We start from the raw sequence: 24327 nt of genomic DNA on the forward strand, positions 1-24327 counted from the left end.
GGCCTGGCACCGGAGATACTGCTGTCCCGAGACAGCGTAAATTGAAACGTCGCACAGTGCAGGTGTTTTACGGCTCTTCCAAACGGAGGGAGCTGGATCCGGTGGCGTCCATCAGTCGTGAGGCATGGCGCGACAGGTATTTCCGGTAGTCCTCAGGTGATTCGACGGTGAAGTCGACGTCGGAGAGGGTGAGCACGACGGTGAGCCACTGGTAGGAGTCGACGTGCGCCACGTAGCGGCAGCTGTCGTCGCCGAGCGGCTCGAGGGTCCCGTCGACGCGGTAGAGCCTGGACGCGGCATCGGTTGCGCCGGCGTGCAGCGTGAGGACGACGGTGAGTTCGGGGACGCCGCGGAAGTGCTCGCGCAGGTAGGTCTGGAGGTCCTCGGCGGGTAACGGCCGGCGAGGGAGCGGTCCGCCCTCCTCGGGGTCTCCGATGATGCGGTCGAGGCGGAAGGTGCGCCAGTCGTGGCGGTCGAGGTCCCATGCGAACAGGTACCAGCGCTGCTTGAGCCGCAGCAGCCGGACAGGGCCGACCTCCCGCTCAGCAGTACCGGTGCGGCTCTCATAGCCGAAGGAGACCGTCGTGGACCGTGACGCGGCCCGGGTGAGCGTGGCCAGGAGCGCGGGTGCGGGGAGCGCGACCGAGGTGGCGGAGATCTCGACGGCGTCGAGCAGCTCATCGGTGGTCCGCCGCAGCCGGGGCGGAAGGAGCCGTCGGAGCTTGTCGGCGGCCCGTCCGGCGGCCTCGGCCGTGGCACCGGAACCGGCGCCCCCGGCTGCGGCGAGCCGCAGACCCAGCACGGTGGCGATCGCCTCGTCGTCCTCGAGCATGAGGGGCGGCAGCGCCCGTCCCGCGACGAGCCGGTAGTGGCCGCCGGGCCCCCGGGCGCTCTGGACGGGGTAGCCGAGCTCCCGGAGGAAGCCGATGTCGCGGCGCAACGTCCTGGGCGTGGTCGCGGTCGCCCGCGCGAGATCGGCGGCCGGCCACTGCCGTCCGGTCTGCAGCAGCGACAGCAGCCGGAGCATGCGCTCGCGCGGCGTCCGGGACGACATGCGATCCCCTCTCCATCGGATCAGTTGTGGACAGTTCCTGACCACAACTGATCGTAGCGTGGACGCATGACTGGACAGACACCGCAGGAGCTCACCGGCCGGGCGGGCTGGATCACCGTCGAAGGCGCGCGCACGAACAACCTGAGGAGCGTCTCGGTGCGGGTGCCAAAGCACCGGATCACGGTGTTCACCGGCGTCTCCGGATCGGGGAAGTCGTCGCTGGCCTTCGGCACGATCGCCGCGGAGGCCCAGCGGCTGGTGGCGGACTCCTATCCGCTGTTCGTGCGCAACCGGCTGCGACGGATCGGGCGCGCAGACGTCGATCGCGTCGACGGGCTGATGTTCACCACGGTGGTGGACCAGCGGCCGTTCACCGGCAACGCCCGCTCGACGGTGGGAACGGCCACCGACATCGCCCCGCTGCTGCGCATGCTGTTCTCCCGCATCGGGGCGCCCTCGGCCGGCTACTCCCCGGCCTACTCGTTCAACGACCCGTCCGGCATGTGCCCGGCCTGCGAGGGCCTGGGGACGGTCGACGACATCGACCTGGACGCCCTGCTGGACCGGACGAAGAGCCTCAACGAGGGCGCCATCCGCTTCTCGACGTTCAGGCCGGGCACCTACCGGTGGAAGCGCATGGTGCACTCGGGTCTCGTCGATCCCGACGTGCCGCTGTCCCAGCTGCCCGAGGCCGACCTGCACACCCTGCTGCATGCCGAGGACCTGCCCCTGGAGCACCCCGACCCGCAGTACCCGAAGTCCAGCAACTTCGACGGCGTCATTCCCAGACTGCGCGACTCCTATCTGCGCAGGACGCCGTCCCACCTCACCGAGGACATCAAGGAGGGGCTGGCCCGCATCGTCACCCGGCGCGTCTGCCCGGAGTGCGGCGGCGCACGCCTCAACGCCGCCGCGCGGTCGAGTCTCATCGACGGGCGCTCGATCGCCGACTGGCAGGAGATGCCGATCGGCGAGCTACGGCCGGTCGTCTCCCGGGTCCACGACGCCCGCGTGACCCCGCTGGTAGAGGCGATCGGGGAGCGCTGCGCGGCAATGGATGCGGTCGGGCTGGGCTATCTGAGTCTGGACCGCCTCTCGACGACGCTGTCGGGCGGGGAGGCCCAGCGCGTGAAGATCGTCCGCCACCTCGGCAGCGCCCTGAGCGACGTCTGCTATGTCTTCGACGAGCCCAGCGCCGGTCTGCACCCCCACGACGTCCACCGGCTCCTCGCGCTGCTGGCCCGGCTGCGCGACGCCCACAACACCGTTCTGGTCGTCGAGCACCATCCCGCCGTCATCGCCGCCGCCGACCATGTCGTCGACCTGGGGCCGGGCGCGGGGACGGCCGGGGGACGGATCCAGTTCCAGGGCCCGCCACGGGCCCTCGCACGCTCCACGACCATGACCGGCCGGATGCTGCGCGATCCTGTCCGGCTCAACACCCGGCCACGCCCGCCTACCGGGAGGGTCACTATTGAGCACGCGAGGATGCACAACCTGCGCGACGTCACCGTTGACGTGCCGCTCGGCGTCCTCACCGCGGTGTCCGGGGTCGCCGGATCGGGAAAGAGCAGCCTGATGGCCGACGAGCTCGTCCGCCAGCACACGGAATTCGCCCTCATCGGCCAGGAACCGCTGCACGGCGGCGGCAGGTCCACGCCCGCCACGGTGATGGGCGTCGCCGAGCCCGTCCGCGACGCATTCGCCGCCGCGACCGGCATGGCGCCCTCCTGGTTCAGCGCCAACGGACGCGGCGGCTGCCAGGCATGCAGGGGCAGGGGCGTCGTCACCACCGATCTCGCCTTCCTCGACGACGTCGTCACCACCTGCGAGGCCTGCGGCGGCTCACGCTTCAACCCGACCGCGCTGGCCGCGACCCTGGACGGGCAGACCATCGCCGACGTGCTGGCCATGAACGCCGGCCGGGCCGCGGAGTTGATGGCCTCCGACGCCCGGATCTCCGGGCGGCTGGGATGGCTGGAGGACGTGGGGCTCGGCTATCTGGCCATCGGGCAGGGCGCCGACACCCTGTCGGGAGGGGAGCGCCAACGGCTCCTGCTGGCCCGCCACCTCGCCGACACCCCGGCGGCCTCGCGACTGCGCATCGTCCTGGACGAGCCCACCGCAGGCCTGCACGGGGCAGACATCGACCGACTCCTCGTGCTGTTCGACCGGCTCGTCGACGAGGGGGCCACGATCATCGCGATCGAGCACAACCTGCGCGTCATCGCCCACGCCGACCACGTCATCGACATCGGCCCGGGAGCCGGGCACGAGGGCGGCACCGTCGTCCACGAGGGACCGCCCGCGGACCTGACGACGGCGGCGCGCTCCCTGACCGGCAGATACCTCCGCAGGACCCTGCCGACTCCCCTCCGGCCCGTGCAGCTCGCCGACCGGACAGGATCCCGGTCATGACACGCCCGGGTGATATACAGGCGCGATTCGACGGTGCCGTCGATCGCCGGGGATCCCGAGGATTCCGGCGGCCCGGGGCGGCGGCACCGCAGAATCCGGGAGGTCACTGATGACCGTCGATGAATACCTGAGTGCTCCGGCAACAGGGCCGGGCTCGACCGCCCGCCGTCACGGGAGGGCCCGTCTGGTGATCGGCTATCTGTCGATCGCGGCGATCCTGCCGTACTTCATTCTCAAACTGGCCTGGGTCGCCGGATCCACGGCCGGCATTGCGACGGCATCACCGATCGACGCAGACGTCCTTTGGGGAGGCAATGCGGTCACCATGGCGTTGGAGGTCGTCGCCGCGTTCATCATTCTGGCGTTCACCCATTCCTGGGGTCTGCGCGCCCCGGCCTGGCTCGTCCTGGCGCCCGCATGGGTGGGCACGGGGCTGCTCGCACCCTTCGTCGTTACCGGACCCGTCGTGGCCGGGTCCGGGTCGGGCGGGGACGGATCTCTGGCGCCGTGGGTGGGACCGCTGGTCTACCTCGGCTTCGGGGCCCAGGCGATCGGCATCGCCGTCACCTTCATCCTCTACGTGCGCGCCCGGTGGCCTCAGGCCCTCGGCGGGCGGATGCGCGACCGTTCTGGCGGGCCGTACCAGCCGGCCCTGGTTTTCCTCCTCGGGGTGATGATCGCACTGCTGGCCGTGGTGACCGCGACCCGCGTGATCTGGGCCGCGGGATCGGACTCCGGGCTGTCCGCCGACCAGATCGCCAACAGGGGCGCAGCGGAATGGACGGCCGACGCCGGCACCGCGCTGTTCGCCGTCGCCGCCGCGATCGGCCTGTGGATACTGGTCCGCCGGCGCCCGGGACGGATGCCGACATGGGTGCCGCTCGCCATGGCATGGATCGGCGGCGGCGCCGTCTTCGGCACCGGCCTCTACCCGATGGTGCTCCTGCTCATCGGAACGGCCGGGCTCGGCCCGGCCGGCTCCGGGGAGGGCCTGGTGCCCTTCGTGAACCTTACCCAGGTGGTTGTCGGCACGGTGGCCGCCGTCACCGGGATCTTCCTGCTCGTCGATCTCAATGGGCCGGCTGGCGGGGCTCAGATCCCGTCAGCGTCCCGGGAGTAGTCGACGACGTAGCGCAGATGAAGGGCCTGCGCTCCCTGGAGGGCGCTGATCGGTCGCAGCTCGAGCTGCTCGGCCGGCAGCCCGTCGAAGAGTCGCCGTCCCTGTCCCAGCAGCACTGGGATCAGATGAAGCTGGATCTCGTCGAGCAGGCCCGCGCGCAGCATGCGCTGCGCCACACCGGCGCCGTGGACCATGATATTGCGCCCTCCGGCCGCGGCCTTCGCCCGATGCACGGCGTCATCCAGGTCGCTGATGTAGGTGACCAGCGGGTATCCCGCGAACTCGGCCGGAGCCGGATGACGACTCAGGATGAAGATCGGCACGCCGTCATGGTGGTCGCCGCCCCAGCCGTCGGCGGTCTCGAAGGTGCCGCGGCCTGCGAGCACCGCCCCGGTCGACAGGAACTCGTCCCACACCTGCCGGTCGACGCCGGTGAGGCGTTCGGCGATCGCGCGGCCGTCGTTGACGCCGCGGTCGCCGAACCACTCGTCGTCCTGCCGGTCGTTCCGGCCGGGTCCTCTGGGGCCGAACACCCATTCGTGCAGGCGCTCACCGCCATCGCCCAGCCCGTTCCGCCGGGTTTCGTTGGGGCCGGCGATGAAGCCGTCCACCGACATCGACATGTACAGCACGGTCGCCGACATCACGCACCTCCTGTTGCGGGTCGCACCGATCCGGTGCCGGATGAAGAACCTGCTCCCATCATCCCCGGGCGGGGTCATCTCGCGGGTACCGATGCGGCCCGGGATGCGCCTCGTCGGCCTCGATGATCTCCGCAAGGCCCGCGAGCACCCGGTCGAGGCCGAATGCCCATGCCTGGGAGGCGCTGTACGGTGCGCCCATGTGTTCCCCTGCGGCCTGCCCGATTCTGCGCGCCAGCGGAAACCCGTCAGCGAGGTAGTGCTGAAGGCCGGCGGCCGATTGCGCCCAGATCGGCTCGAAGCTGCTTGAGGACTCCAGCCGTGAGGCGGCGCTGGAGGCGACGAAGTCGAGCAGGAAGGTGAGTGCGGCGTCGCGCTGCACGTCGTCGAGGGGTGTTCCGTCGAAGATGTGGAGCTCGTGGTCGTACTTGGTGATCGTCCCGGGGCCCAGGGCGACACGGGGATCGCGGACGTCCAGGAGCCACCGGTGGGCCAGGAACAGGGCCAGGTTGGCCTCCGCCGTCCGCGTTGCGCGCCTCCGCCAGCCCGACCGTCCGAAGGACGGCAGGGGCATCCCGGCGTGGGCGGCGTCCGCCATGAGGACCACCAGGTCCGCGCGGGTGGTCACATGCGTGTAGATCGACATCGGCGAGACTCCCAGGGACGCGGCCAGGGAGCGCATCGTCAGGGAGCCCAGCCCGGACTCGTCGGCCAGTGCCATGGCCCGGCTGACGACATCGGAGAGCGAGTGCCTGGCGCGCGGCCCCCTGCTGCCGGTGGAGGGGGCGTCCGGGTGCTCGCGCCAGAGCAGATCGATCAGCGGTCCGGGCATGGGCTTCTCCTGACACTCATTTCCTGTACACTGTACAGAATTTATCGGTGAGGAGACTCTCATGCAGATCAATCAGACCGCCGTCTCGCTGAATGTCGAGGACGTGGAGGCCTCCGCGACGTTCGCTCAGACCCACTTCGGCTTCACCGAGGAGATGTCGGCCGACGGCTTCGTGTCGCTCGCCCATCCCACCGCGGGGATGAACCTCATCCTGCTGGCGACCGGACTGCCCACGTTCAAGCCGGCCCAGGCCGCGGGTCCGGCGGGCCAGGGTCTGCTCCTGGTGCTGGTGGTCGAGGACCTCGACGCCGAGTTCGAGCGCATACAGGCCCATGGGGCGCCGGTCGTCACGCCGCCCGAGACCGAACCATGGGGCGAGCGGTACTGCCAGTTCGCCGATCCGAACGGCCTGATCTGGCAGCTCGTGCAGTGGATGGACGAGGCGCCCCGCGGCGGGTCGGACGGTCAGTCCGGTCGGCCGTAGGCCTCCAGGAGTCTGAGCCATACCTCACTGAGGGTGGGGTAGGCCGGTACCGCGTGCCAGAGCCGATCGATGGTGACCTCGCCGACCAGTGCGACAGTCGCCGCGTGCACGAGCTCGGCGGCGTCCTGACCGACGAAGGTAGCGCCGACGATGACCCGGCGGTCCTCGTCGACGACGAGCTTCGCGCGCCCCGCGTAGCCGTCCGCGTGGAGGGCGGCGCCGGCCACCTGGCCGAGGTCGTACTCGACCGCACGGACGTTGAGCCCTGCCGTCTCGGCGTCGGCCTCGGTGAGCCCGACCGCGGCGACCTCGGGATCGGAGAACACCACGCGCGGCACCGCGGACCGGTCGGCGGTGGCGACATGGGCTCCCCATGGCCCGTCGTGGACGGGTGCGCCGTTCAGTCGGGCTGCGATCACCTCGCCGGCGGCACGCGCCTGGTACTTGCCCTGATGAGTCAGCAGCGCGCGTCCGTTGACGTCCCCGACGGCGTAGAGCCAGTCCGTGCCTGAGACGAGCATCGTGTCGTCGACGGCCGGCAACGGGGAGGCTCCGATCGAGTCGAGGCCCAGATCGTCGGTGTTCGGTCGGCGCCCCGTAGCGACCAGCAGTTCATCGGCGTCGAGTTCGGCGCCGTCGTCCAGCGTGACAGTGACGCTCCCGTCCCGGTGGCGGCCGACCCGCGCGGGGGAGGCCCCGATGCGCACATCGACACCCTCATCGCTCAGAGCCGCGGCGACCAGCTCGCCGGCGAAGGGCTCCTCGCGTTCCAGCAGCCGGTCCCGTGACAGGACCGTCACCTGCGAGCCGAGCGATGAGAACGCGAAGGCGAACTCGGTGCCGGCGACGCCCCCGCCGATGATGATGAGCCGAGGTGGCACGTGGTCGGCGGCGGCAGCTTCGCGGGTACCCCAAGGCGCGGCCTCGGCCAGGCCGGGGATGGCGGGCAGAACCGGAATCGAACCGGTCGTCAGCGCGACCGCTCTGGCCGAATAGATGCGCCCGCCGACCTCCACTCGGCGCGGACCGGCCAGGTGGCCGTGCCCGCGAATGAGGCCGATGCCGGCGGACTCCACCCAGGCGGCCTGACCGTCGTCCCGCCATCCGCTGGTGAAGGCAGTCCGTCGGGCCAGCACCGCCGGGGCGTCGATCGCGCCTATCGCCTCGCGTGCGCCGGGCAGCCGGCGGGCCGCGCGGATCGCGTGTCCGCTGCGCAGCAGTGCCTTGGAGGGCATGCACGCCCAGTAGGAGCACTCGCCCCCGACGAGTTCGGACTCGACGATCGCGGTATGCAGCCCGCGCCTGGTCGCGTAGTCGGCGACGTTCTCCCCGACCGGCCCGGCGCCGATGACGATGAGGTCGTAGTCGTATGTCGGATTCTTCGTGGCGGTCATGCCGACTCCTTCGGCTTGATGGTGAGACGGAGGGCGGAGATGACGAAGAAGACCCCGCCCAGGGTGGCGTAACCGGCGACGCCCGCGATGCTACCCGCGCCCTGCAGCCCCTGGAGCAGGAACCCGGCGCCGGCCAGGACTGAAATGCCGCCGGACAGCATCTGGGCCACCTGACCGCCGGAACGGCGGTTGCGGATCGCGGTGATGAGCTGCGGGATGCCGGAGCCGACGGCCCACACTCCCCAGACGACGAGGGCTGCGGGGACGGCGGTCGCCGAGGCGATGCCGAGCGCGATGGCCACGGCGACGCTGACGACCACGTTGATCCATTCCGGCGTCTTCGACCGGCGAGCGTCCGGGGCTGCGCGGAGCTGCCACAGCACCGCACCGGCGTCGAAGAGCGGGTAGACGATGAGCAGCGCCGTGAGGAGGGGGCCGGCCGCGGAGGCCGTGGCGAAGACGAGGCCCGCCCAGGCGATGGCGAAGACGAAGCGGATGAAGTAGAGGCGACGCAGCAGCCTGCCGTAGGTCAGGGAGGCGGCTGTCTCGGTGATGGCGGTCATGGTGTCTCTCTGTTCTCTGGTCGGTCAGGATCTGATCGGTTCGACGAAGTGGAGTTACTAGTTCGTCTACATGGCAAAGGTAGACTACGATCAGCGTTGACGCAACACCCGTCCGAGCCGCACCGGAGGAGAGCATGGTCCAAGACACAGCCGAGGCCGCGACGCGCACCACCTCGGGTGCGCGCACCCGGGCACGCATCCTCGATGCGGCCAATGAGCTGTTCTATGCCGACGGGATCCGCGCGACGAGCGCGGACCGGATCATCGAGAAGGTCGGCATCACGAAGGTCACCTTCTACCGCCACTTCCGCACCAAGAGCCGGCTGGTGGTCGCCTACCTGGACGCCCAGGCCACCGCGGAGCGGGACTGGATGCAGGGCATGCGTCGCACCGACGACCCCATGGGATCGCTGCGCGCGCTCGCGACGGGCATCGGTTCGGCAAGCTGCGAGCCCGGCTTCCGGGGCTGCGCCTTCATCAACGCCGCCGCGGAGTTCCCCGATCCGAAGGATCCCGTCCGGGCGGTCGTCGACGCCCACCGCCGGTGGATTCTCGATGAGTTCGCCGGCATCGCCGCGCAGGCCGGTGCCGCAGATGCCGAGTCGGCGGCACGCCAGCTCATGATCCTTCGCGACGGTGCGATGGTGAACGGCTACCTGGGCGAGTCATCGGCTGTCGCCGGGGCCCTGACGGGGGCCTTCGAGGCGGTGGTCACGGCGTCCCGGGGGATCGGATGACCTCTCCATGAACCGGTCAGGATGCGTCGGGCCCTCGTCCGGCGATGCAGGCGCTCACTCGCTCCGAAAGACGCTCGTGGTTGTTGCATCGCCGCCTCTCCATCGATCTGACGCGTGAGCGCTTCGACGAGTGGGAACCTGTCATCGAACGCAATCTTGAATGTCTACGCGGTGGAGTGACGGGCCAGCCGCACGAGAGGAATGTCGAACGGTGGTCGGTGCTCGTGGACGGACGTGACCTGGGCGGCCTCAAGCGCGTCATGACGGGTCTGGGCCGAGATGCCGTTGAAATGCGCGAGGTGTCCCCGATGAGCGGTCTTCTCGCCGAGGACGAGCGCCGTGAAGCCCGCCGCGGCTCCGCGACCTGATGGCCGACCGCGGCTTCCGGAACTCCGTGACCCTCTGTCCTAGGAGTGGGCCTCCCGGGGCTGCTCTTCGGTGATGGCGGCCCAGTCGTCGTCCCCGTACCCGTCCTCGACGGCCTGATCGAAGACGGTACGCAGCAGTTCGCCGAACGGCAGGGGGACGTCGTGCTCGGCTGCGGCGTCAAGAGCCAGGTGGAGGTCCTTGCGTCCGAGCGCGGTCGTGAACCCGGCGGGCCGATAGCGCCGGTCGGCGATCAGATCTCCGTAGGCGGCGTACGTCTGCCCGGGGAACAGGGTCGAGGTGAGCAGTTCGACGAGCTGGTGCGCGTCGACACCGGTGTGCTCGGCGAGGCTGACGGCCTCGCCGAGGGACTGGATGGTGGTGGCGATCAGGTAGTTCCCGAGGATCTTGACGAGGTGGGCCTGCTCGGGGCGGTCTCCGAGCCGCCAGGTCCTGGTGCCGATCACCTCGAACAGCGGCTGGACCCGGTCGATGAGCGCCGGATCGCCCGCGGCGAGGATGTTGAGCCTGCCGGCCTCGGCCACGGGCACCCGCCCGAACACGGGGGCGGCCAGATAGCCGATGCCGTGGGCGGCGTGGACGTCGCGGGCGCGTCGGGCCAGCGCGGTGCTCACCGTCGCCATGTTGACGTGCACCGTGCCCTCGGGCGCCCGGGCGAGGACGCCGGAGTCCAGGAGGGTCTCCGTCACCGCCCGATCGTTGGAGAGCATGGACAGCACGGTTCCGGTCTGCAGCGCCTCCGCGACCGATGACGCCGGACGGGCGCCCTCGGCGACGAGGTCCGCCACGGGTCCCGGGGATCGGTTCCACACGGTGACGTCGTGCCCGGCGGCGATGAGGTTGCGGGCCATGGGGCGTCCCATGGCGCCCAGACCGATGATCGAGACGGCAGTCATCGTGATGTCCACGTGATTGATCGGCAACGGTGCATCCATGTCCTGGGCCTCCGCATCCTTCTCCTCCGTCCTTTTCCCGCTGAACCGTCTGAGACGGTTCAAGTATGACGGAACGGTACACTCATGTCGAACCGTCCAGGACGGTTCATCGGGATTCGGGGGGAAAGAACGGTGGCAGAGGATGCAGGGCGGGTCTTCCGTCTCGACAACGAGGTGCTCGCCTTCCGCTTCACCGCGACTCTCAGTCATCGCGCGAGCACCGACCCGCTGGAGCGCCTGACCTCACCGGAACGCCTGCGGCTGTGGCTCGGCGCGGCAGGCCTTGACCCGGGACCGGACATCACGGAGCAGGAACTGGCCGCCGGGGTGAGACTGCGAGAAGCGATCCACCGCGTCGGCAGGGCGATCTCGCGCGGTCGGACATGGGCGGCGGGGGACTGCGGCGTCCTGAACGCGACCTCGGAGGGAGGACGTCCCGCAGCTGTCCTCACCGCGGGTGGGCGGAGCTGGCGGCTGTCGGGCGAGAGTCCTGTCCGCGATGCGTTCTCGGTGGTCGCTCAGGATGCGATCGCCGTGTTCGGCACACAGGACGCCGGACGCATCAAGACCTGCGACGGCCCGGGTTGCGGAGGCCTGTTCCTGGACACCAGTCGCGGCGGCAACAGGCGCTGGTGCTCCATGAACACCTGCGGCAACAGGGTCAAGAAACTCCGTATGGTCGCGCGGTGAACGGGACGGGGGAGGGCCCGCAGTCTTGCCGGATCCGGATCAGCCGCTGCTGCGGTCAGGGGCCAGGAAAGCCTCGTAGCTCACGGCCCAGACGCCGAAGGCCGTGGCTCCCGCGGTGAAGGGCGCCGCCAGGGGCCGCACGCCACCGGACCCGCGCCCGGGAGCACACGGTGACCGCGGTGCCGGCCGCCAGGTTCGTCATCCCCCAGGCGAGATTGGCGAGGGGCCCCGAGTCCTGCCCGCCGTAGGGGGTGAGCAGGTACCGGCGCCTGGCGGCCGTCACCAGGTGCGGGAGGCTGTTGGCCACGAGCATCCCGCCGATGAATGCGGCCCCTCTCCACGTGTTCATGGCGGCACGGTACCCGCCGACAGGCCCCCCGAGGACGACGGCGATCAGGATTCGGGGTGCTCCGCACGCCGCACGGTGCCGCTGGTTCCGTCGATCGTGACCGTCTCCCCGGTGCGCAGGGCGCGGGTGGCCGAACCGGTCCCCAGGACGGCCGGAATCCCGTACTCCCGCGCCACGATCGAACTGTGGCTCAGCGGGCCGCCCACGTCGGTCACCACCCCCGCGGCCATCGCGAACAGCGGCGTCCAGGCCGGCGTGGTGATCGCCGCCACCAGGATCTCGCCGGGCCGGAAGGTCGAGAACTCCGACGGGTCGGTGAGCACCCGCACCGGAGCGGTCACGGTGCCGCCGCTGCCGCCGATGCCGTGCAGCACGGCGGCGTCGGCCCCCTCGGCGGCGGGCATGAACGGGTCGAAGACGTGCCAGATCGAGCGGTCGGGCAGCATCTGCGGGGGCTGGGCGAGTGCCTGACCGCGCCAGATGCGCCGCCGCTCCTCGACCACGGCGGCCCGCGTCGGCAGGGCCCCGACGCCGGCATCCAGCGACGCCGCCAGCTCGGCCAGTTCATCGCGGCGCAGCCAGAAGACCTGGTCCGTCTCGGCCAGCGCGCCGGCTCCCACCAGCCGCGCCCCGAGTGCCCGCAGCGCGCGCCGGGCGGCCGGCCACCCCAGGCCGATTCCGGCTAGAGCGTCCTCGCGGACCGGCGCCAGACGCTGCGCCCAGCCCAGCAGCCGGTCGAAGGCGGCGCGCAGCGGCCGGGCCAGATGTCCGCGGATCCGGGCTGCACCGGCGTCGCGGGCCCGTGCCGCCCTCTCGCGCCGCGCGGCGGGGTCGGTGCCCTCGCCCCGCAGGTACATGGCGAACACCTCCCACAGCAGGTCCGGGGTGTCGGCGGCGACCGGCCGCATGAGGTCCAGGGTGTAGGTGGCGTGCCCGTGCCGGCGCAGATGCTCGGCCAGCCGCCCCTCGAACCGCGTCCAGGTCTCGGGCGCCACCTCGGCCGGGCGCTCCTTCGGGAACCGGCCGCAGGCGAGCAGGGCCCGGGCCAGGGAGGCGTCCTCGCGGGCCCGGGCGCCCAGGTCGTAGAGGGACTGCTCGGCGCGGATGGGGGCGCTGTCATAGCCGAACAGCAGCGAGGCCGCATCGGGGTCCCCGGGCCGGCGCACCCGCTTGCAGAAGGCGGTGAGCGAGGACTCCGCGGTCGCGACCGGGGGGATCACCGTCTGCACCGCCGTGTAGTAGGCGAACCCGGCATGGACCAGGCGCTCGGCCGAGTCCAGCAGCTCCCGGGCGCCCAGGGCCTCCGGGTCGCGCGCCGACTCCTGGGCGACGACGCCCTGGTAGCGGGGCAGTGCGGTGGTCCGCCAGTAGGTCGGCCCGCCCAGCCCCCTGGTCACCGCGCGCGGGATCATCAGGGCGGCCTTGCCCATCAGCGCGGCCATGTCCCGGTCGCTGTACTGGTAGTAGGCGTAGCCGTTGATGGTGGGGAAGCCCATGCCCTTGCCGCGGGCGAATCCCGGACGACCGGAGACGTCGGTGAGGGTCTCGTCCATGGCGGGCAGGACGTGCGCCCGGGCCAGGTCGGCGAACAGCGGGCTGAGCGGGTCGGGCATCTGCTCGACGATGCTCGCCCGGAAGTAGGCGGCATGCCCGCGGGGCACCGGCCAGGTGGTGGGGGTGGGGCCCGCCGGTTCCGGGAGGGAGACGATGGGGCGGGCCTGGGTGATGACGAAGCCCGTGCCGGCCAGCGCCCACTCCACGTCCTGCGGGGCGCCGTAGTGGTCGGCGATGCGCGCGCCCCAGGCGGCCAGATCCAGCGCCCGGGCATCGGTGAGCACCGGTGCGCGGCGCAGTTCTGCGGGCACCGGCCGCCGCCTGGTGCCGTTGTCCGGATCCGGGACGACCATCACCGCCTTGTCGGCCGTGGTGCGCGAGAGCACGGCCGACGCCGCGGTGTCGACCACCAGGTCATCGGTGTCCACCATCCCGGAGACCACGGCCTCGCCCAGCCCCCAGGCGGCGGAGACGAGGGTCTCCTCACGCCGCCCCGTGGCCGGATTCGAGGTGAACATGACGCCGGCGGCGTCGGCGGCGACCATCTCCTGGATCACCACAGCCAGGGCCAGGTCCTCGGCGGGAATCCCGCGCTCGGCCCGGTAGGCGAGGGCGCGGGCGGTGAACAGGGACGCCCAGCAGTCGCGGACGGCGTCCAGGACGGCCTGCTCGCCGCGGACGTGCAGGTAGGTCTCCTGCTGCCCGGCGAAGCTGGCGTCGGCGAGGTCCTCGGTGGTGGCTGAGGAGCGGACGGCGACCGGCGGGTTGCCCAGCTCGGTCCATGCGGCGAGCAGATCGGAGCGGATCGGGGCGGGGACGGCGACGCCGGCGAACAGACCGGTGATCCGCCGGGCCGTCTCCTGGGCCCCGGAGGGATCCTCGGGGTCCACGGCGTCGGCGAGGGACGTCAGCTCGCCGACGATGCCGGCCTCGGCCACCGCCTGCCGGTAGGCCTCGGTGGTGAGCACGAAGCCCGGCGGGACCGGGAGGCCGGCCGTGCTCAGTTCGCCCAGGTTGGCGCCCTTGCCGCCCACCGTCGCGATGTCATTGCGGGAGATGTCACGGAACCAGAGCAGATTCATACTCGGTCGCCTTCTTCACCTGTCGGCTGTGCCACCGGTCGGCGTCCAGACCACTGGGTGTCATGGCCGGTGCGGCCCGGCGGGCCGCTGGTGACTGGAGAGCGTACTCCCGGCGGCAGCGTCGGAAAAACGCGGACGCTCATCCGCTCAGCGTTGCCTCGTAACCGGAAACCAGGGCCGTCAGCACGATCTGAAACCGCTCCTCCAGACCGGGGACGCCGTCGGCGAGCGCGGCACGCATGAGCGGCAGATCCTCGCCGGCGGGGAGCGCCGACGCCGTGGCCTCCTCGGCGTCCTCGTCGCCGCGGCCGACGTGCTGGCCCAGAACGCATGCCGCGGTGGCATGCACCATCGTGAGGGCTGTCCTGGGCGTGAATCCGGCGTCGGTGAGGATCCCCAGCAGGTCCTCGAGGGTTCGCACGCCCCGCGGGGTCAGCGCCGGGCGCGTCGCGAACAGGGGCACGACGCCGGGGTGGGCGAGCAGCCCGCGGTGGAGGGCCCGGGCATAGTCCGCGAGCACCTCCTGCCAGCTCCCGTCGCCATCCGGCTCCTCGACCGACTCCGCCAGTACGTGCTCGACGATCGCATCCTCCAACGCGCCCTTGTTCCGCACGTAATGGTAGAGCGTCATGGCCTCCACCCCCAGCTCCTGGGCGAGCCGGCGCATGGACAGGGCCCTGCGCCCCTCGGCATCGATGAGCGCCACTGCGGCCTCGAGGATCTGGTCCCGGTTCAGGCCGGCGTGCCTGCCCTGGATGCGCGGCTGGTTCATGACGTCCTCCCTCTTGTGTCTCTTACGTCGTAAGGGTACCGTGATCGCATCACATACAGTGTACGAGAGGAGATATCCCATGGCTGGGACGCATGACATGAGAACGACTGGTTCGCGCACCGGGCCGCTCGGGGTGCAGGCCACTTCCGCAATGGCCGCCGGCGGTCGGACCTCCGACCGGGGAGGACGCCGGAATCCGCGGCTCGGCCGGGCCTGGCCGCCGTCATCGCGGCCTGGCGGAGGCCCTCCCATGGGTGACCGCTCAGGAGCCGTGCGCAGCCAGCCTGTCGCGGTGGGCGCACTGGTGCTGGTCGGGTTCGTCTCGGTGCTGGTGAGCTCGGTGACCTCGATGGCGCTGGCCCCGCTGGCTGCGGCCATGGGGGTCTCCATGGCCGCGGTCGTCCAGGTGACGACGGCCTTCCTCATCACCGCCGGCCTGGCTCTGCCGGTGGCGGGGTGGGCGGTGGATCGTGCGGGCGGACGGCTCGTCCTGCTCATCGGGATCGCCGTGTTCGCGGCAGGTGCGCTGGGCGGCGGGCTGGCCGGATCCTTCGACCAGCTCATCGCGGCCCGCGCGGTGCAGGGCCTGGGAGGCGGGTCCCTGGAGCCGGCCTGTCTGGCCCTCATCTCCCGGATCACCGACCGTCGGCGCATCGGTGCCGTGATGGGGCTGATGGCCTCGGCGATCAACGTCGCCCCGGTCGTCGGCCCGGTGTTCGGGGCGGTGCTGCTGTCGTGGGCCGGCTGGCGCGGCATCTTCCTGTTCTCCGCTCCGCCGATGATGCTGGCGGCCGGCCTGCTGCTGCTCTCCCTTCCCCGACGTGTGGGGGAGGAGCCCGTTCCCGGCGCACCACGGGACGGGTCTGATCCGGACGGGCCGTCGCGCCCGGACCTCGCCGGCCTGGTCCTGCTGGGGCTGGGATTCACCGGCGTCGTGTTCGCCCTCGCGCGGCTGGGTGCTGCGGCGCCGTGGACGGTCGCGGGTGCGGCACTGGCGGGCGCGGCGCTGCTGGTGATCTACGTGAGGCGGGCGCTGGGGATGCCGGATCCGGCCGTCGACCCCCGGCTGTTCGCCGACCCGCGCTTCGCCGGTGCGGCGGCGATCATGGCCCTGGGCGGGGCACTGCTGTTCTCCATGCTCACCGTCGTCCCGCTCATCGCCCGGGAGGCGTGGGGTCTGAGTGGCCTGGCGCAGGCGGTACCGCTGGGGGCTTTCGGCACGGGGGTGCTCATCTCGATGAGCGCCTCGGGCGCCCTGTCGGACCGGATCGGATCGCGCCGCATCGTGACCGTCGGTGCGGTTTGTGCGGCCCTCGCACTGGCGGCGGTGGCGGTGTGCCTCTTGATTGGGACGCAGATGACCGTGAGCCTGGTGCTGCTGGTGCTCGCCGGCGCCTCCTACGGGGCGGTCTCGGCGCCCACATTCGCCAGCATCTACCGCATCCTTCCCGAGAAGACTGCGGGTCGGGGCACCACGGCCGCACTGATGGGCATGCAGATGGGCTCGGCGCTGGGGGTCACCGGCCTCGGCCTGCTCGTGGACGCACCTGTCGCCGCGCGATTCAGCTGGGCCCTGGGCGCCCTGGCCCTCCTCATGGCGCTGGCCTCCGGCATCGCCCGTGCGGCGTTGACCGGCGAGGAGTCGTCAGCGCGTTGAGATGGTCCTCGTCCCGCCTGCGCCGCCCCTGTTGCCGTCAGCGGTGCCGATCAGCTGCCGCGACGCTTGCGGTTCAGTGCACCGGCACCGTGGTAGAATATGGCATAACGCAATAGTGCGTACCGCTCTATCTGGAGGAGCGCATCATGAAGCTGTTCATCGTCGGTGCCACCGGGCGCACCGGAAGCCTCGTGGTCGAGCAGGCACTGGACCGGGGCCATGAGGTCACGGCGTTCACGAGACGCCCGGATGCGGTGCTGCTGAGGCATCCGCACCTGCGGGTGGCGTCGGGGGACGGCCTGTCTGTTGATGACCTCTCGCAGGTGTCCGGGCATGACGCGGTGCTGTCGATCGTGGCCGCACCGGATCTGAAGCGGACGACTCTCGCCGAGCAGGTCGCACGGAACCTGGTGAAGGCCATGGGCAGGGCGGGGATCGCCAGATTGGTGGTGACGAGTAGTCATGCGCTGGTGGCGACCAGGCCGAAGCCGGCCCTCGCGCTCGTGCGCGTCCTGCTGCGTCACTCGTACGCGGACGCGCGCAACATGGAGTCGGTGCTGCGCCACTCGGATCTGGACTGGCGCATCGTGCGCGCGAACCGGCTGGTGGACAAGCCGGCTCTGGGTTCAGTGCTGCGGATGCCGGACGGCCGGGACTTCACCGGCGGCCTGAACGAGCTGACCCGGGCCGATCTGGCCTCCACGCTGCTGGACGTCGTGGCCGACGACGCCTTGGTGCGACGGGCCATCGAGGTGACCGGGGCCGGCGCCGCATGAACGGCGCAGCCGGCTCGGGTTGGTGTCATGGGCCCCCAGCTGCGGACGGTCCGCAACGATGCTCAGGGCCTCGGGTGTGTGCGGCCGGGCTTCGTGACATCCTGATCCGCGAACACGTCCAGCCATTCGAGTCGTCCCGATTCGAGCCGTCTCATCAGGTCGGACATCCACGCGCGTTCGGCCTTGAGACGCGTCATCTCGAACTCGGACTCGATGAGAAGCAGTGGTTCGACATCGGACGCCGAATCGAGATCGGCCTCAAGGTGCTCGGCGGACGCCGTCAGGGCCTCGACGCGGCTGCGAAGGACCGTCATGGCCTCCTGTCGGGACAGGACCGCGATGAACGACAGCGCCGCATAGGTGATGTCGGAATCGGCAGTCGGCGTGGCCAGCAGCACATGGACGCGGCGACGCACCTCGTCACGGCCCGCCGACGTGAGGGCGTACACGGTCCGTTCGGGCCGGCCGGCCTCGCGCTCGGTGCCGACTGGTTCGATGAAACGAGACTTCTCCAGCTTGCCGACGGCGTGGTAGAGGCTGCGCGGAAGCCCGGTCACGAAGACTTTCCCGGTCTCGATGAGAAGCCGATGGATGTCATACGGGTGCCGGGGCCCGGTCGACAGAAGTGCGAGCACCGCCAGTGCCGGCAGGTCGCGGTCTCTCCGGTCGGGCTCCTGAGGCTTTCGCACGCCAGGAGCCTATCCAGTACCACGGCGGTCTGCATTGATGCGAACCGCACTGAGCCAACACGGCGCCGGACTGGGGAACGAATAAGGAGGTAGGAAGCCATGAGGGAAGAGATGAGTGAGGCGTGGGAGGTTCTCGGCCGTTCGGCGCGATGGTTCGGTCGGAACTATCCGGTGGTGGCGTCGTACGGACTGCTGGCGTCGGTTCAGCGTTTCATGGCTGTTCGCGGCGGACGCGGAAGCTCATGGGCGGGCGGCGCTCCCGGCGAGGTGTTCACCGCCGCGACTCGCGTCGGACTGTCGGTCTGGTGCGTGACGAAGGTGTTTCGGGACTGTCCTGTCTCTCCGCGTGAGGTGCCCCGACGCATCTGGCGTCACGGACGCTCCCACCCGCAGGACGTCGCAGCCGGAGCGGCCCTGCTCGGGGCGCTCACCGTCGTCTCCAAGGTGATTCCCGATGCGGTGGTCGCGCACCTGGATGAGGAGCGGCGCAGGCGGGCCTCGGCCTGGGGGCTGGCCGTCAAGAATGTCACCGTCATCCCCTTCACGGTGGTGTGGATGGTGATCGGAGCGCGGCACGCTGTCGACCAGTGATCCGGGCACGGATCCTCGGACGGAGGCCGTGGAGCTCCTGCGCTCCTCGGTTCCCAACCTCCCGAGAAGCGCCTGCCCGGCATAGTCGTCGGTCCTGCTGTCGCGCGTAAACTGCTGACGTCGCAGAGTCGCACGCCCCTCCAAGGGGCATCTCGCCTGAAGGAGACAGCATGACTGCAATCCCCGCCGACCAGAGTGCCGAGATCGCCCCCGCCGAGCCCGACGGCATTTGGGCCCGCTACCCCTACTCCGGCCGGGTGGTGCTGGTGACCGGTGGGGGATCGGGCATCGGGCGCGCCGTCGCCCGGGCCTTCCTGAGTCAGGGGGCCACCGTGGCGGTGGCCGGTCGGCGCGCCGAGCCGCTGGCCGGAACCGTCGAGGGGCACCAGAACTCCTCGATCCATGTTGCCGATATGTCGACACCCGAGGGAGTCGAGAGGGTCGTCGCCGAGGTGGTCGAGACCCACGGGCGGATCGACGTCGTCGTCGCCAACGCAGGCCTCTCGCTGCCGGGCACCATCGAGGACCTGGACGCCGACTCGTGGACCCGGATGCGCTCGATCAACCTCGACGGGCTCATCCTGCTCGCCCGTGCCGCAGTGCCGGCGCTGCGCGCCACCAAGGGAGTCCTCCTGGCCACATCGTCGATCGCGAGCCTGGGCGGGGACTGGAACCAGACCGGCTACAACGCGACCAAGGCCGCGGTCAACGCCCTGGTCGAGTGCATGGCCCTGGACCTGGGCCGCGACGGCATCCGCGTCAACGCCGTCGCGCCCGGGTTCATCGCCACCAGGCAGACCCGCGACCGGCTCGACGACCCGGAGTTCTGGGACGCCCTCAACGACCGCCTCGGCGTCCCCCGCGCCGGAAAACCCGAGGACATCGCCCGGGCCGCCCTGTTCCTGTGCAGCCCCGACGCCTCCTACATCACCGGCGCCGTGCTGCCGGTCGACGGCGGCATCACGGCCTCCTGCGGGACGCCGCGGCCTCGCACGTAGCGCCAGAGTCTGCACGGAGCGCCAGGTATTTCAGGCGCTCCGTGCAGACTCTGGCGCTACGTCGGTATTTCGTTCCGTGCGGGCACTGCCGACGGCGTTTCAGTGCTGGCCGTGTCCGGGTGGAGACCCCGGACCCTCAGCTCTCGCGGCGCCGGGCGTAGGCCCCGGCGTCGATCCCGCGCAGCCGGGTGTATTCGCCCAGCCGGCCACGGATCAGCAGATCGGTGCGGCGCAGCGCTGGCAGGTCGACGGCCCCGAGCAGGGCCATCAGCTCGCAGACGTGACGTTGCCAGTTGCCGATGAGATCTATCAGCCCCTCGGCGCCGACCTCCACCACCGTCGACAGGAAGGCCCCCGCCACCCCGACCGCCTCGGCCCCCAGGGCCAGGGCCTTCAGGACGTCGAGGGGATTGCGGACCCCGCCGGAGGCGAACAGGATCGGTCTGGACGCCGCCTCAAGGGTCGCGGCGTCGAGCAGGCAGGCCGGGGCCGACTGCCCGAACCCGGTGAGATAGCCGTAGTCACCGTCGGAACGTCGGTCGTTCTCGATGCGCAGGAAGTCGGTGCCGCCGCGCCCCGACACATCGGCGTAGCGCACCCCGGCGTCGGCCAGACGTCGAAGGGTGCGCGCACTCAACCCGAACCCGACCTCCTTGACCAGCACCGGGACGGGGCTGGCCGACACGATCGCCTCGATGCCCCTCATCCAATCCCCGAAGCGGGGAGATCCCTCGGGCATCACCGTCTCCTGGACGGCGTTGATGTGTACCTGGAGGGCATCGGCGCCCAGCAGATCCACTGCGCGCATTGCGTCCTCGGCGGATCGCCCGACACCGATGTTGGCCATCACCAGGCCGTCGGGGTTCTCCTCGCGGATGATCCGGAAGCCGGGCCGGGCATCGGGATCGTCCAGGGCGATGGAGACCGAGCCGCAGCCCATCGCCAGGCCGGTCTCGCGGGCGGCGATCGCCAGCTGCTGATTGATCCGCCCGGTGTGCTCGGTGCCGCCCGTCATCCCATTGATGTAGAGCGGCCAGGCCACCGGCCGCCCGAACATCTCGGCCCCCAGGTCCACCGACTCCGGCGGCACCGCATCGAGGGCGTGATGGATGAACTCCAGGTCGTCGAACTCGTTCCCGGCGCCGCCCGGTCGTTCCCCCGGCCCGTCCTGCTGCTCCCACTGCCCAGTGGCCAGGCGGACGTGATCCTCCTTGCGGTCGTGGCGCCGTTCGGCGTCGTGGTCGCCGCTCACCGGGTGGCGCCGATCGGCTCGCCCGTGGCCGCGTGGGGTTTCAGATCCAGGGGGAGGACGCCGTCGGCCCGCCAGGCTGCCAGAATGCCGTCGACGTCATGGTCATCGGGGATGAGGGCGATACCGCAGTCCCCGCCGCCGGCCCCCGAGGGCTTCGCAGCGGCGCCCGCTCCTTCGGCGACATTGCACAGGGTGCGCAGCTGGTCGGTCTCGATCGCGGTGCCCCGCAACTGCCCCAGGTGCTGAAGCAGTCGCCGACAGCGCCGGATCACCGACAGGATGGTCTCGGCATCGTGATCCCAGGCCTCGACCAGTTGATCCACCGCCTCCCGGGACATCCTCAGGAAGGCCGAGTACCGGGCGTCCAGCTCGGCGTCGCTCATCGACACCCGCCGGACCAGCCCCTCGGTGGAGGCCGGGGTCCCGGTCCATCCGACCAGCAGCCGCAGCCCGGGGAGGGCGCTCAGCCGGGTGACCCGGCAGTTCTGCCAGCCCTCGTCGGTCAGGGCGTCGGTGATGGTGCCCTCCGATGCCGCCTGCCGCAGCCGGGCCCGGTCGGGGGAGGTGTAGCGGATGAAGCCGCCGAAGGTGCTTGCGGCGATGTCGCCTCCGGAGGATCGGGGAGCCACCTCGATGGTGGCCAGCAGGGCCAGCCGGAACCGCTCATCGCAGCTCAGGCCGGTGCCGTAGAAATCATCGAGGGCGGCGACGACCGCGACGGTGACGGCGGCCGAGGACCCCAGGCCGAATTTGCGGCCCGAGGAGTCGTCCAGCTCGCTGCTGATGTACAGGTCGAAGTATCGCGGGGCCAGGCCCCGCTCGGCGCGCAACCTCTCCATCACGGTGATGGATGCGGTGACGTAGTCGTAGGGATTGTGGTCGGCGATGATCTGGTCGTCCTCATCGCGCACCCAGGTGAGCGGGCCGTGCCCGTAACGGCTGGAATGCACCCGCCCCATCCCAGCGCTGGGGGACAGCCGTACGGTGATGCAACGGTCGACGGCCACCAGGACCGACGGCTGGCCGGATTCCACCACCGCGTACTCGCCGGCGATGTAGAGCTTGCCCGGGGCGCTGGTCTCGATCACATCTCCTCCGATCCAGGGGTCGGTACTGACCGGGCGCCCAGTCCGGGCGACACCAGTCGGGCGCCGGGGCCCGGGGACACGACGCGCACCCTGCCGAGGCCGGAGACCGCGGAGGCCACCTCTCCGGCCTCCCCGGGTGTGGTGAGCAGGCAGACATTCGGCCCGGCGTCGGCGGTGGCCCAGGCCTGCACGCCGCTGGCGCGCAGCGCCGCTGCGGCGTCGAAGACCGAGACGCTGGCCGGTGCCAGGTATCGCACAGGGGGGCGGCAGGAGGCGATGACGGCGTGCATCCGCAGGGCGTGGAGCTCGGTGAGCTCCCCGATGCGGGCGATGTCGCCGGTCCGGCAGGCGGACACCATCTCGTCGAGGACCGCCTCGGTGGAGGAAATCCAGGCGTTGTAGAAGGGGGAGGTGTCGCGGGTCAGGCGCATCGCCTCGCGGCTGGAGACCGCTTTCTCGTGGCTGTCGATGGTGACGATCACGAGCCGCAGGTCAGGGGCCGGGATCGGTTCGGCGTAGGAGCTCGCGTCGTCGCGTCCGGCATGCCACACGGCGAATCCGGGCACGATCGATCGGCAGGCCGACCCCGAGCCGCGGCGGGCCAGCCGGCTCAGCTCGCTCTGATCCAGATCCAGCCCGTAGGCCTTCGAGGCCGCCAGCGCCAGAGCTGCGAATCCCGACGCGGAGGAGGCCAGGCCGGCCCCGGTGGGGGCCTCATTGACGGACGTCACGGCGGCCGGGCCATCGTCGGCGGCGAGTTCGCGGACCAGGTCGAGAAAGCTGGTCGTGCGAGACATGGCAGCCTCGGCGGCGGGGGAGCCGTTGAGGGTGAAGGAGTCGGCCTCGACGCCGAGGCGCACCGTCGTGGTGGTGGTGAAGGCGTCCAGGGTCATCGACAGCGAGCCGGTAGCCGGGAGGATCAGCCCCTCGTCCCGCTTGCCCCAGTACTTCACCAGGGCGATATTGGGCTGGGCGCAGGCGGTCGCCGAACTCATGCGGCCTCCACCGCCGTCCGCCAGGTGCGGGTGGCGCCGGCCCTGCGCAGGTCGGACTCCATCTGCTCGGCGTGCTCCTCGTCGCGGGCCAGCATGACGATGCAACCGCCGCGCCCGCCGCCGGTGAGCTTGGCTCCCATCGCGCCCGCCCGGTCGGCGGCGTCGACCAGACGCTCCAGGGTGAGATCGCTGACGCCGAGTTCGGCGAGATGGCGATGCACCTCGCACATGTGGGCTCCCAGGGCCTCGCGGTCGCCAGTGGCCATGCACGACATGCCGATCTCAGCCAGCTCGCCGAGTCGGTCGATGAGCGGAGTGACGACGTCGGGCTCGGCCTCGAGGCGTCGGCGCACCGCCGAGACGGCCTTGCCGGTGGCGCCGGCCCGTCCGGTGTCGGCCAGCACGAAATCGAGCCTGGCTCCGACCGGGACCGCAGCGACCTTGCCGTCCAGGAAGCGGATCGGGACGGCGGAGGCGACGGTGCGCGGATCCAGACCGCTGGACTTGCCGTGGGCGATCTTCTCGGCATCCATGGCGATCGCGTGGACGTCCTCGGCATCGAAATCGCAATGCTCCAGAGCCGCCACGGCCCGCGCCACGGCCACCGCGACGGCCGCGCTGGAACCCAGACCCCGCTCATAGGGAATGGTGCTGTCGAGCCGCAGGTCGACGCCCTGGCCGGTATGACCGGCGCGCCTCAGGGCGGAGTACAGGGCCTCCAGAAGGGGCTGGACGCGTGCCGGCGCCTCGTCGGCCTCACCGCGGAACAGTGCGCTGTGGATATGGGTGCCGGCCGGTCGGGGCCTCACCCGTGCGGTGGCACTGAGGGCGTGCAGGGGGATCGCTACCGCGGGGGCCCCGTACACCACGGCATGCTCACCGAAAAGGATGGCCTTGGCGTGAGCCGCGCCGATGGCCGTCCGCTCATCGCGGACGGCGGGGCTGATCGGGGTGGACGCGAGCCCGCCGTCGGGTGTCCGCTGTGCGGCGGGGTAGCTGCCATCGACCTCGGTCGTCACGCGTTCTCCTGTCTGCTGCGAGGTGTCTGGATATCAGGGCCGTCGAGGGGCAGAAGGGTGCTCGGGGGCGGTCACCTGGCCGCTGGCCAGCATAGTCGCCCACGAGTAATTCTCCCTTTCGCCATCGGCTGGAGAGCCTGTGCGGATCCGACGGGAACCCCGGGTCCCGGCCCGACGGGAATAGTTCCCGGGCGGCCGCGGTTCTGGTAGTTGACACATCAATTATCCAGGAGTTCACGGTGACCGAGAC

At 70.9% G+C, this 24327-nt stretch carries 24 protein-coding genes; 10 read left to right on the forward strand and 14 right to left on the reverse strand.

What is annotated here, in order from left to right; translation table 11 throughout:
• Positions 1-67 precede the first annotated feature (67 nt).
• Positions 68-1054, reverse strand: a complete 987-nt coding sequence (locus tag JS278_RS04190; RefSeq protein WP_114044100.1) for a helix-turn-helix transcriptional regulator — start codon at positions 1052-1054, stop codon at positions 68-70.
• Positions 1055-1120: 66 nt separating this feature from the next.
• On the opposite strand from JS278_RS04190, the gene JS278_RS04195 reads away from it, so the two are divergent.
• Positions 1121-3472, forward strand: coding sequence for an excinuclease ABC subunit UvrA (locus JS278_RS04195; protein ID WP_114044101.1), 2352 nt, complete (start codon positions 1121-1123; stop codon positions 3470-3472).
• Between the two features lie 109 nt (positions 3473-3581).
• Positions 3582-4592 carry a hypothetical protein gene (locus JS278_RS04200; RefSeq protein ID WP_114044102.1) on the forward strand — a complete coding sequence of 337 codons (1011 nt, stop codon included), beginning with the start codon at positions 3582-3584 and terminating at the stop codon, positions 4590-4592.
• Here JS278_RS04200 and JS278_RS04205 read toward each other — a convergent pair.
• A complete protein-coding gene (locus tag JS278_RS04205) occupies positions 4565-5236 on the reverse strand; it encodes a dihydrofolate reductase family protein (protein WP_114044103.1) in 672 nt (223 codons plus the stop codon). The two genes, JS278_RS04200 and JS278_RS04205, sit on opposite strands and share 28 nt — an antisense overlap.
• Positions 5237-5294: 58 nt before the next feature.
• Positions 5295-6065 (reverse strand): TetR/AcrR family transcriptional regulator, encoded by a 771-nt coding sequence (locus tag JS278_RS04210; RefSeq protein ID WP_114044104.1) that lies wholly within the window; start codon positions 6063-6065, stop codon positions 5295-5297.
• 61 nt (positions 6066-6126) lie between these two features.
• On the opposite strand from JS278_RS04210, the gene JS278_RS04215 reads away from it, so the two are divergent.
• Positions 6127-6549 (forward strand): VOC family protein, encoded by a 423-nt coding sequence (locus JS278_RS04215; RefSeq protein WP_114044105.1) that lies wholly within the window; start codon positions 6127-6129, stop codon positions 6547-6549.
• Here JS278_RS04215 and JS278_RS04220 read toward each other — a convergent pair.
• Together JS278_RS04220 and JS278_RS04225 are read right to left on the reverse strand one after the other, a co-directional pair.
• Positions 6531-7943 (reverse strand): dihydrolipoyl dehydrogenase family protein, encoded by a 1413-nt coding sequence (locus JS278_RS04220; protein WP_114044106.1) that lies wholly within the window; start codon positions 7941-7943, stop codon positions 6531-6533. The genes JS278_RS04215 and JS278_RS04220 overlap by 19 nt on opposite strands.
• The gene (locus JS278_RS04225) at positions 7940-8506 is read right to left on the reverse strand and encodes a hypothetical protein (protein WP_114044107.1); all 567 of its coding nucleotides are present in this window, start codon (positions 8504-8506) and stop codon (positions 7940-7942) included. Before JS278_RS04225 ends, JS278_RS04220 begins: the two co-directional genes overlap by 4 nt.
• Before the next feature lie 134 nt (positions 8507-8640).
• Here JS278_RS04225 and JS278_RS04230 point away from each other — a divergent pair, with 134 nt between their 5' ends.
• A complete protein-coding gene (locus JS278_RS04230; RefSeq protein WP_114044108.1) occupies positions 8641-9243 on the forward strand; it encodes a TetR/AcrR family transcriptional regulator in 603 nt (200 codons plus the stop codon).
• Between the two features lie 44 nt (positions 9244-9287).
• Entirely contained in the window at positions 9288-9611 is a 324-nt protein-coding gene (locus JS278_RS04235; protein WP_114044109.1) for a hypothetical protein, read from the forward strand.
• Between the two features lie 39 nt (positions 9612-9650).
• Here JS278_RS04235 and JS278_RS04240 read toward each other — a convergent pair whose 3' ends face one another.
• Complete coding sequence (locus JS278_RS04240; protein WP_220150039.1) at positions 9651-10526, reverse strand: NAD(P)-dependent oxidoreductase; 876 nt, start codon at positions 10524-10526, stop codon at positions 9651-9653.
• Between the two features lie 171 nt (positions 10527-10697).
• On the opposite strand from JS278_RS04240, the gene JS278_RS16345 reads away from it, so the two are divergent.
• The gene (locus JS278_RS16345; protein WP_245935198.1) at positions 10698-11255 is read left to right on the forward strand and encodes a CGNR zinc finger domain-containing protein; all 558 of its coding nucleotides are present in this window, start codon (positions 10698-10700) and stop codon (positions 11253-11255) included.
• 55 nt (positions 11256-11310) lie between these two features.
• Here JS278_RS16345 and JS278_RS04250 read toward each other — a convergent pair whose 3' ends face one another.
• The 3 genes from JS278_RS04250 to JS278_RS04260 form a co-directional block, all read right to left on the reverse strand.
• A complete protein-coding gene (locus JS278_RS04250; protein WP_147243148.1) occupies positions 11311-11604 on the reverse strand; it encodes a hypothetical protein in 294 nt (97 codons plus the stop codon).
• 44 nt (positions 11605-11648) lie between these two features.
• Positions 11649-14240 carry a PEP/pyruvate-binding domain-containing protein gene (locus tag JS278_RS04255; RefSeq protein WP_114044113.1) on the reverse strand — a complete coding sequence of 864 codons (2592 nt, stop codon included), beginning with the start codon at positions 14238-14240 and terminating at the stop codon, positions 11649-11651.
• Between the two features lie 139 nt (positions 14241-14379).
• Positions 14380-15012, reverse strand: a complete 633-nt coding sequence (locus JS278_RS04260; protein ID WP_114044114.1) for a TetR/AcrR family transcriptional regulator C-terminal domain-containing protein — start codon at positions 15010-15012, stop codon at positions 14380-14382.
• Positions 15013-15262: 250 nt separating this feature from the next.
• On the opposite strand from JS278_RS04260, the gene JS278_RS04265 reads away from it, so the two are divergent.
• On the forward strand, positions 15263-16669 hold the full coding sequence (locus JS278_RS04265) for an MFS transporter (protein WP_181833822.1): 1407 nt from the start codon (positions 15263-15265) through the stop codon (positions 16667-16669).
• 146 nt (positions 16670-16815) lie between these two features.
• Positions 16816-17445 carry an NAD(P)-dependent oxidoreductase gene (locus JS278_RS04270; protein ID WP_114044116.1) on the forward strand — a complete coding sequence of 210 codons (630 nt, stop codon included), beginning with the start codon at positions 16816-16818 and terminating at the stop codon, positions 17443-17445.
• Between the two features lie 62 nt (positions 17446-17507).
• On the opposite strand, the gene JS278_RS04275 is transcribed toward JS278_RS04270, so the two are convergent.
• Positions 17508-18134: a PadR family transcriptional regulator gene (locus JS278_RS04275; RefSeq protein WP_114044117.1), complete on the reverse strand. Its 627-nt coding sequence runs from the start codon at positions 18132-18134 to the stop codon at positions 17508-17510.
• Positions 18135-18245: 111 nt separating this feature from the next.
• Here JS278_RS04275 and JS278_RS04280 point away from each other — a divergent pair, with 111 nt between their 5' ends.
• Positions 18246-18725 (forward strand): hypothetical protein, encoded by a 480-nt coding sequence (locus tag JS278_RS04280; protein WP_114044118.1) that lies wholly within the window; start codon positions 18246-18248, stop codon positions 18723-18725.
• Positions 18726-18895: 170 nt separating this feature from the next.
• Positions 18896-19723 (forward strand): meso-2,3-butanediol dehydrogenase, encoded by an 828-nt coding sequence (budC, locus tag JS278_RS04285; protein ID WP_114044119.1) that lies wholly within the window; start codon positions 18896-18898, stop codon positions 19721-19723.
• A 136-nt stretch (positions 19724-19859) separates the two neighbouring features.
• On the opposite strand, the gene fni is transcribed toward budC, so the two are convergent.
• The 4 genes from fni to mvk are packed head-to-tail and all read right to left on the reverse strand — an operon-like array spanning position 19860 to position 24077.
• Positions 19860-20975, reverse strand: a complete 1116-nt coding sequence (fni, locus tag JS278_RS04290) for a type 2 isopentenyl-diphosphate Delta-isomerase (RefSeq protein ID WP_114044120.1) — start codon at positions 20973-20975, stop codon at positions 19860-19862.
• Positions 20972-22063 (reverse strand): phosphomevalonate kinase, encoded by a 1092-nt coding sequence (locus tag JS278_RS04295; RefSeq protein WP_114044121.1) that lies wholly within the window; start codon positions 22061-22063, stop codon positions 20972-20974. The genes fni and JS278_RS04295 overlap by 4 nt, the downstream gene beginning before the upstream one ends.
• Entirely contained in the window at positions 22060-23058 is a 999-nt protein-coding gene (gene mvaD / locus JS278_RS04300; protein WP_114044122.1) for a diphosphomevalonate decarboxylase, read from the reverse strand. The genes JS278_RS04295 and mvaD overlap by 4 nt, the downstream gene beginning before the upstream one ends.
• A complete protein-coding gene (gene mvk, locus JS278_RS04305; RefSeq protein WP_114044123.1) occupies positions 23055-24077 on the reverse strand; it encodes a mevalonate kinase in 1023 nt (340 codons plus the stop codon). The genes mvaD and mvk overlap by 4 nt, the downstream gene beginning before the upstream one ends.
• Positions 24078-24327: the final 250 nt, after the last annotated feature.

The organism is Acidipropionibacterium virtanenii (assembly GCF_003325455.1).
In the GTDB taxonomy this organism is placed as follows: Bacteria; Actinomycetota; Actinomycetes; order Propionibacteriales; family Propionibacteriaceae; genus Acidipropionibacterium; species Acidipropionibacterium virtanenii.

Bases quoted from the DNA above. Each gene is read 5' to 3' on its own strand.
- JS278_RS04190 (WP_114044100.1), bottom strand. From the start codon at position 1,054: ATGTCGTCCCGGACGCCGCGCGAGCGCATGCTCCGGCTGCTGTCGCTG.
- JS278_RS04195 (WP_114044101.1), top strand. From the start codon at position 1,121: ATGACTGGACAGACACCGCAGGAGCTCACCGGCCGGGCGGGCTGGATC.
- JS278_RS04200 (WP_114044102.1), top strand. From the start codon at position 3,582: ATGACCGTCGATGAATACCTGAGTGCTCCGGCAACAGGGCCGGGCTCG.
- JS278_RS04205 (WP_114044103.1), bottom strand. From the start codon at position 5,236: ATGTCGGCGACCGTGCTGTACATGTCGATGTCGGTGGACGGCTTCATC.
- JS278_RS04210 (WP_114044104.1), bottom strand. From the start codon at position 6,065: ATGCCCGGACCGCTGATCGATCTGCTCTGGCGCGAGCACCCGGACGCC.
- JS278_RS04215 (WP_114044105.1), top strand. From the start codon at position 6,127: ATGCAGATCAATCAGACCGCCGTCTCGCTGAATGTCGAGGACGTGGAG.
- JS278_RS04220 (WP_114044106.1), bottom strand. From the start codon at position 7,943: ATGACCGCCACGAAGAATCCGACATACGACTACGACCTCATCGTCATC.
- JS278_RS04225 (WP_114044107.1), bottom strand. From the start codon at position 8,506: ATGACCGCCATCACCGAGACAGCCGCCTCCCTGACCTACGGCAGGCTG.
- JS278_RS04230 (WP_114044108.1), top strand. From the start codon at position 8,641: ATGGTCCAAGACACAGCCGAGGCCGCGACGCGCACCACCTCGGGTGCG.
- JS278_RS04235 (WP_114044109.1), top strand. From the start codon at position 9,288: ATGCAGGCGCTCACTCGCTCCGAAAGACGCTCGTGGTTGTTGCATCGC.
- JS278_RS04240 (WP_220150039.1), bottom strand. From the start codon at position 10,526: ATGACTGCCGTCTCGATCATCGGTCTGGGCGCCATGGGACGCCCCATG.
- JS278_RS04250 (WP_147243148.1), bottom strand. From the start codon at position 11,604: ATGAACACGTGGAGAGGGGCCGCATTCATCGGCGGGATGCTCGTGGCC.
- JS278_RS04255 (WP_114044113.1), bottom strand. From the start codon at position 14,240: ATGAATCTGCTCTGGTTCCGTGACATCTCCCGCAATGACATCGCGACG.
- JS278_RS04260 (WP_114044114.1), bottom strand. From the start codon at position 15,012: ATGAACCAGCCGCGCATCCAGGGCAGGCACGCCGGCCTGAACCGGGAC.
- JS278_RS04265 (WP_181833822.1), top strand. From the start codon at position 15,263: ATGGGTGACCGCTCAGGAGCCGTGCGCAGCCAGCCTGTCGCGGTGGGC.
- JS278_RS04270 (WP_114044116.1), top strand. From the start codon at position 16,816: ATGAAGCTGTTCATCGTCGGTGCCACCGGGCGCACCGGAAGCCTCGTG.
- JS278_RS04280 (WP_114044118.1), top strand. From the start codon at position 18,246: ATGAGTGAGGCGTGGGAGGTTCTCGGCCGTTCGGCGCGATGGTTCGGT.
- budC (WP_114044119.1), top strand. From the start codon at position 18,896: ATGACTGCAATCCCCGCCGACCAGAGTGCCGAGATCGCCCCCGCCGAG.
- mvaD (WP_114044122.1), bottom strand. From the start codon at position 23,058: ATGAGTTCGGCGACCGCCTGCGCCCAGCCCAATATCGCCCTGGTGAAG.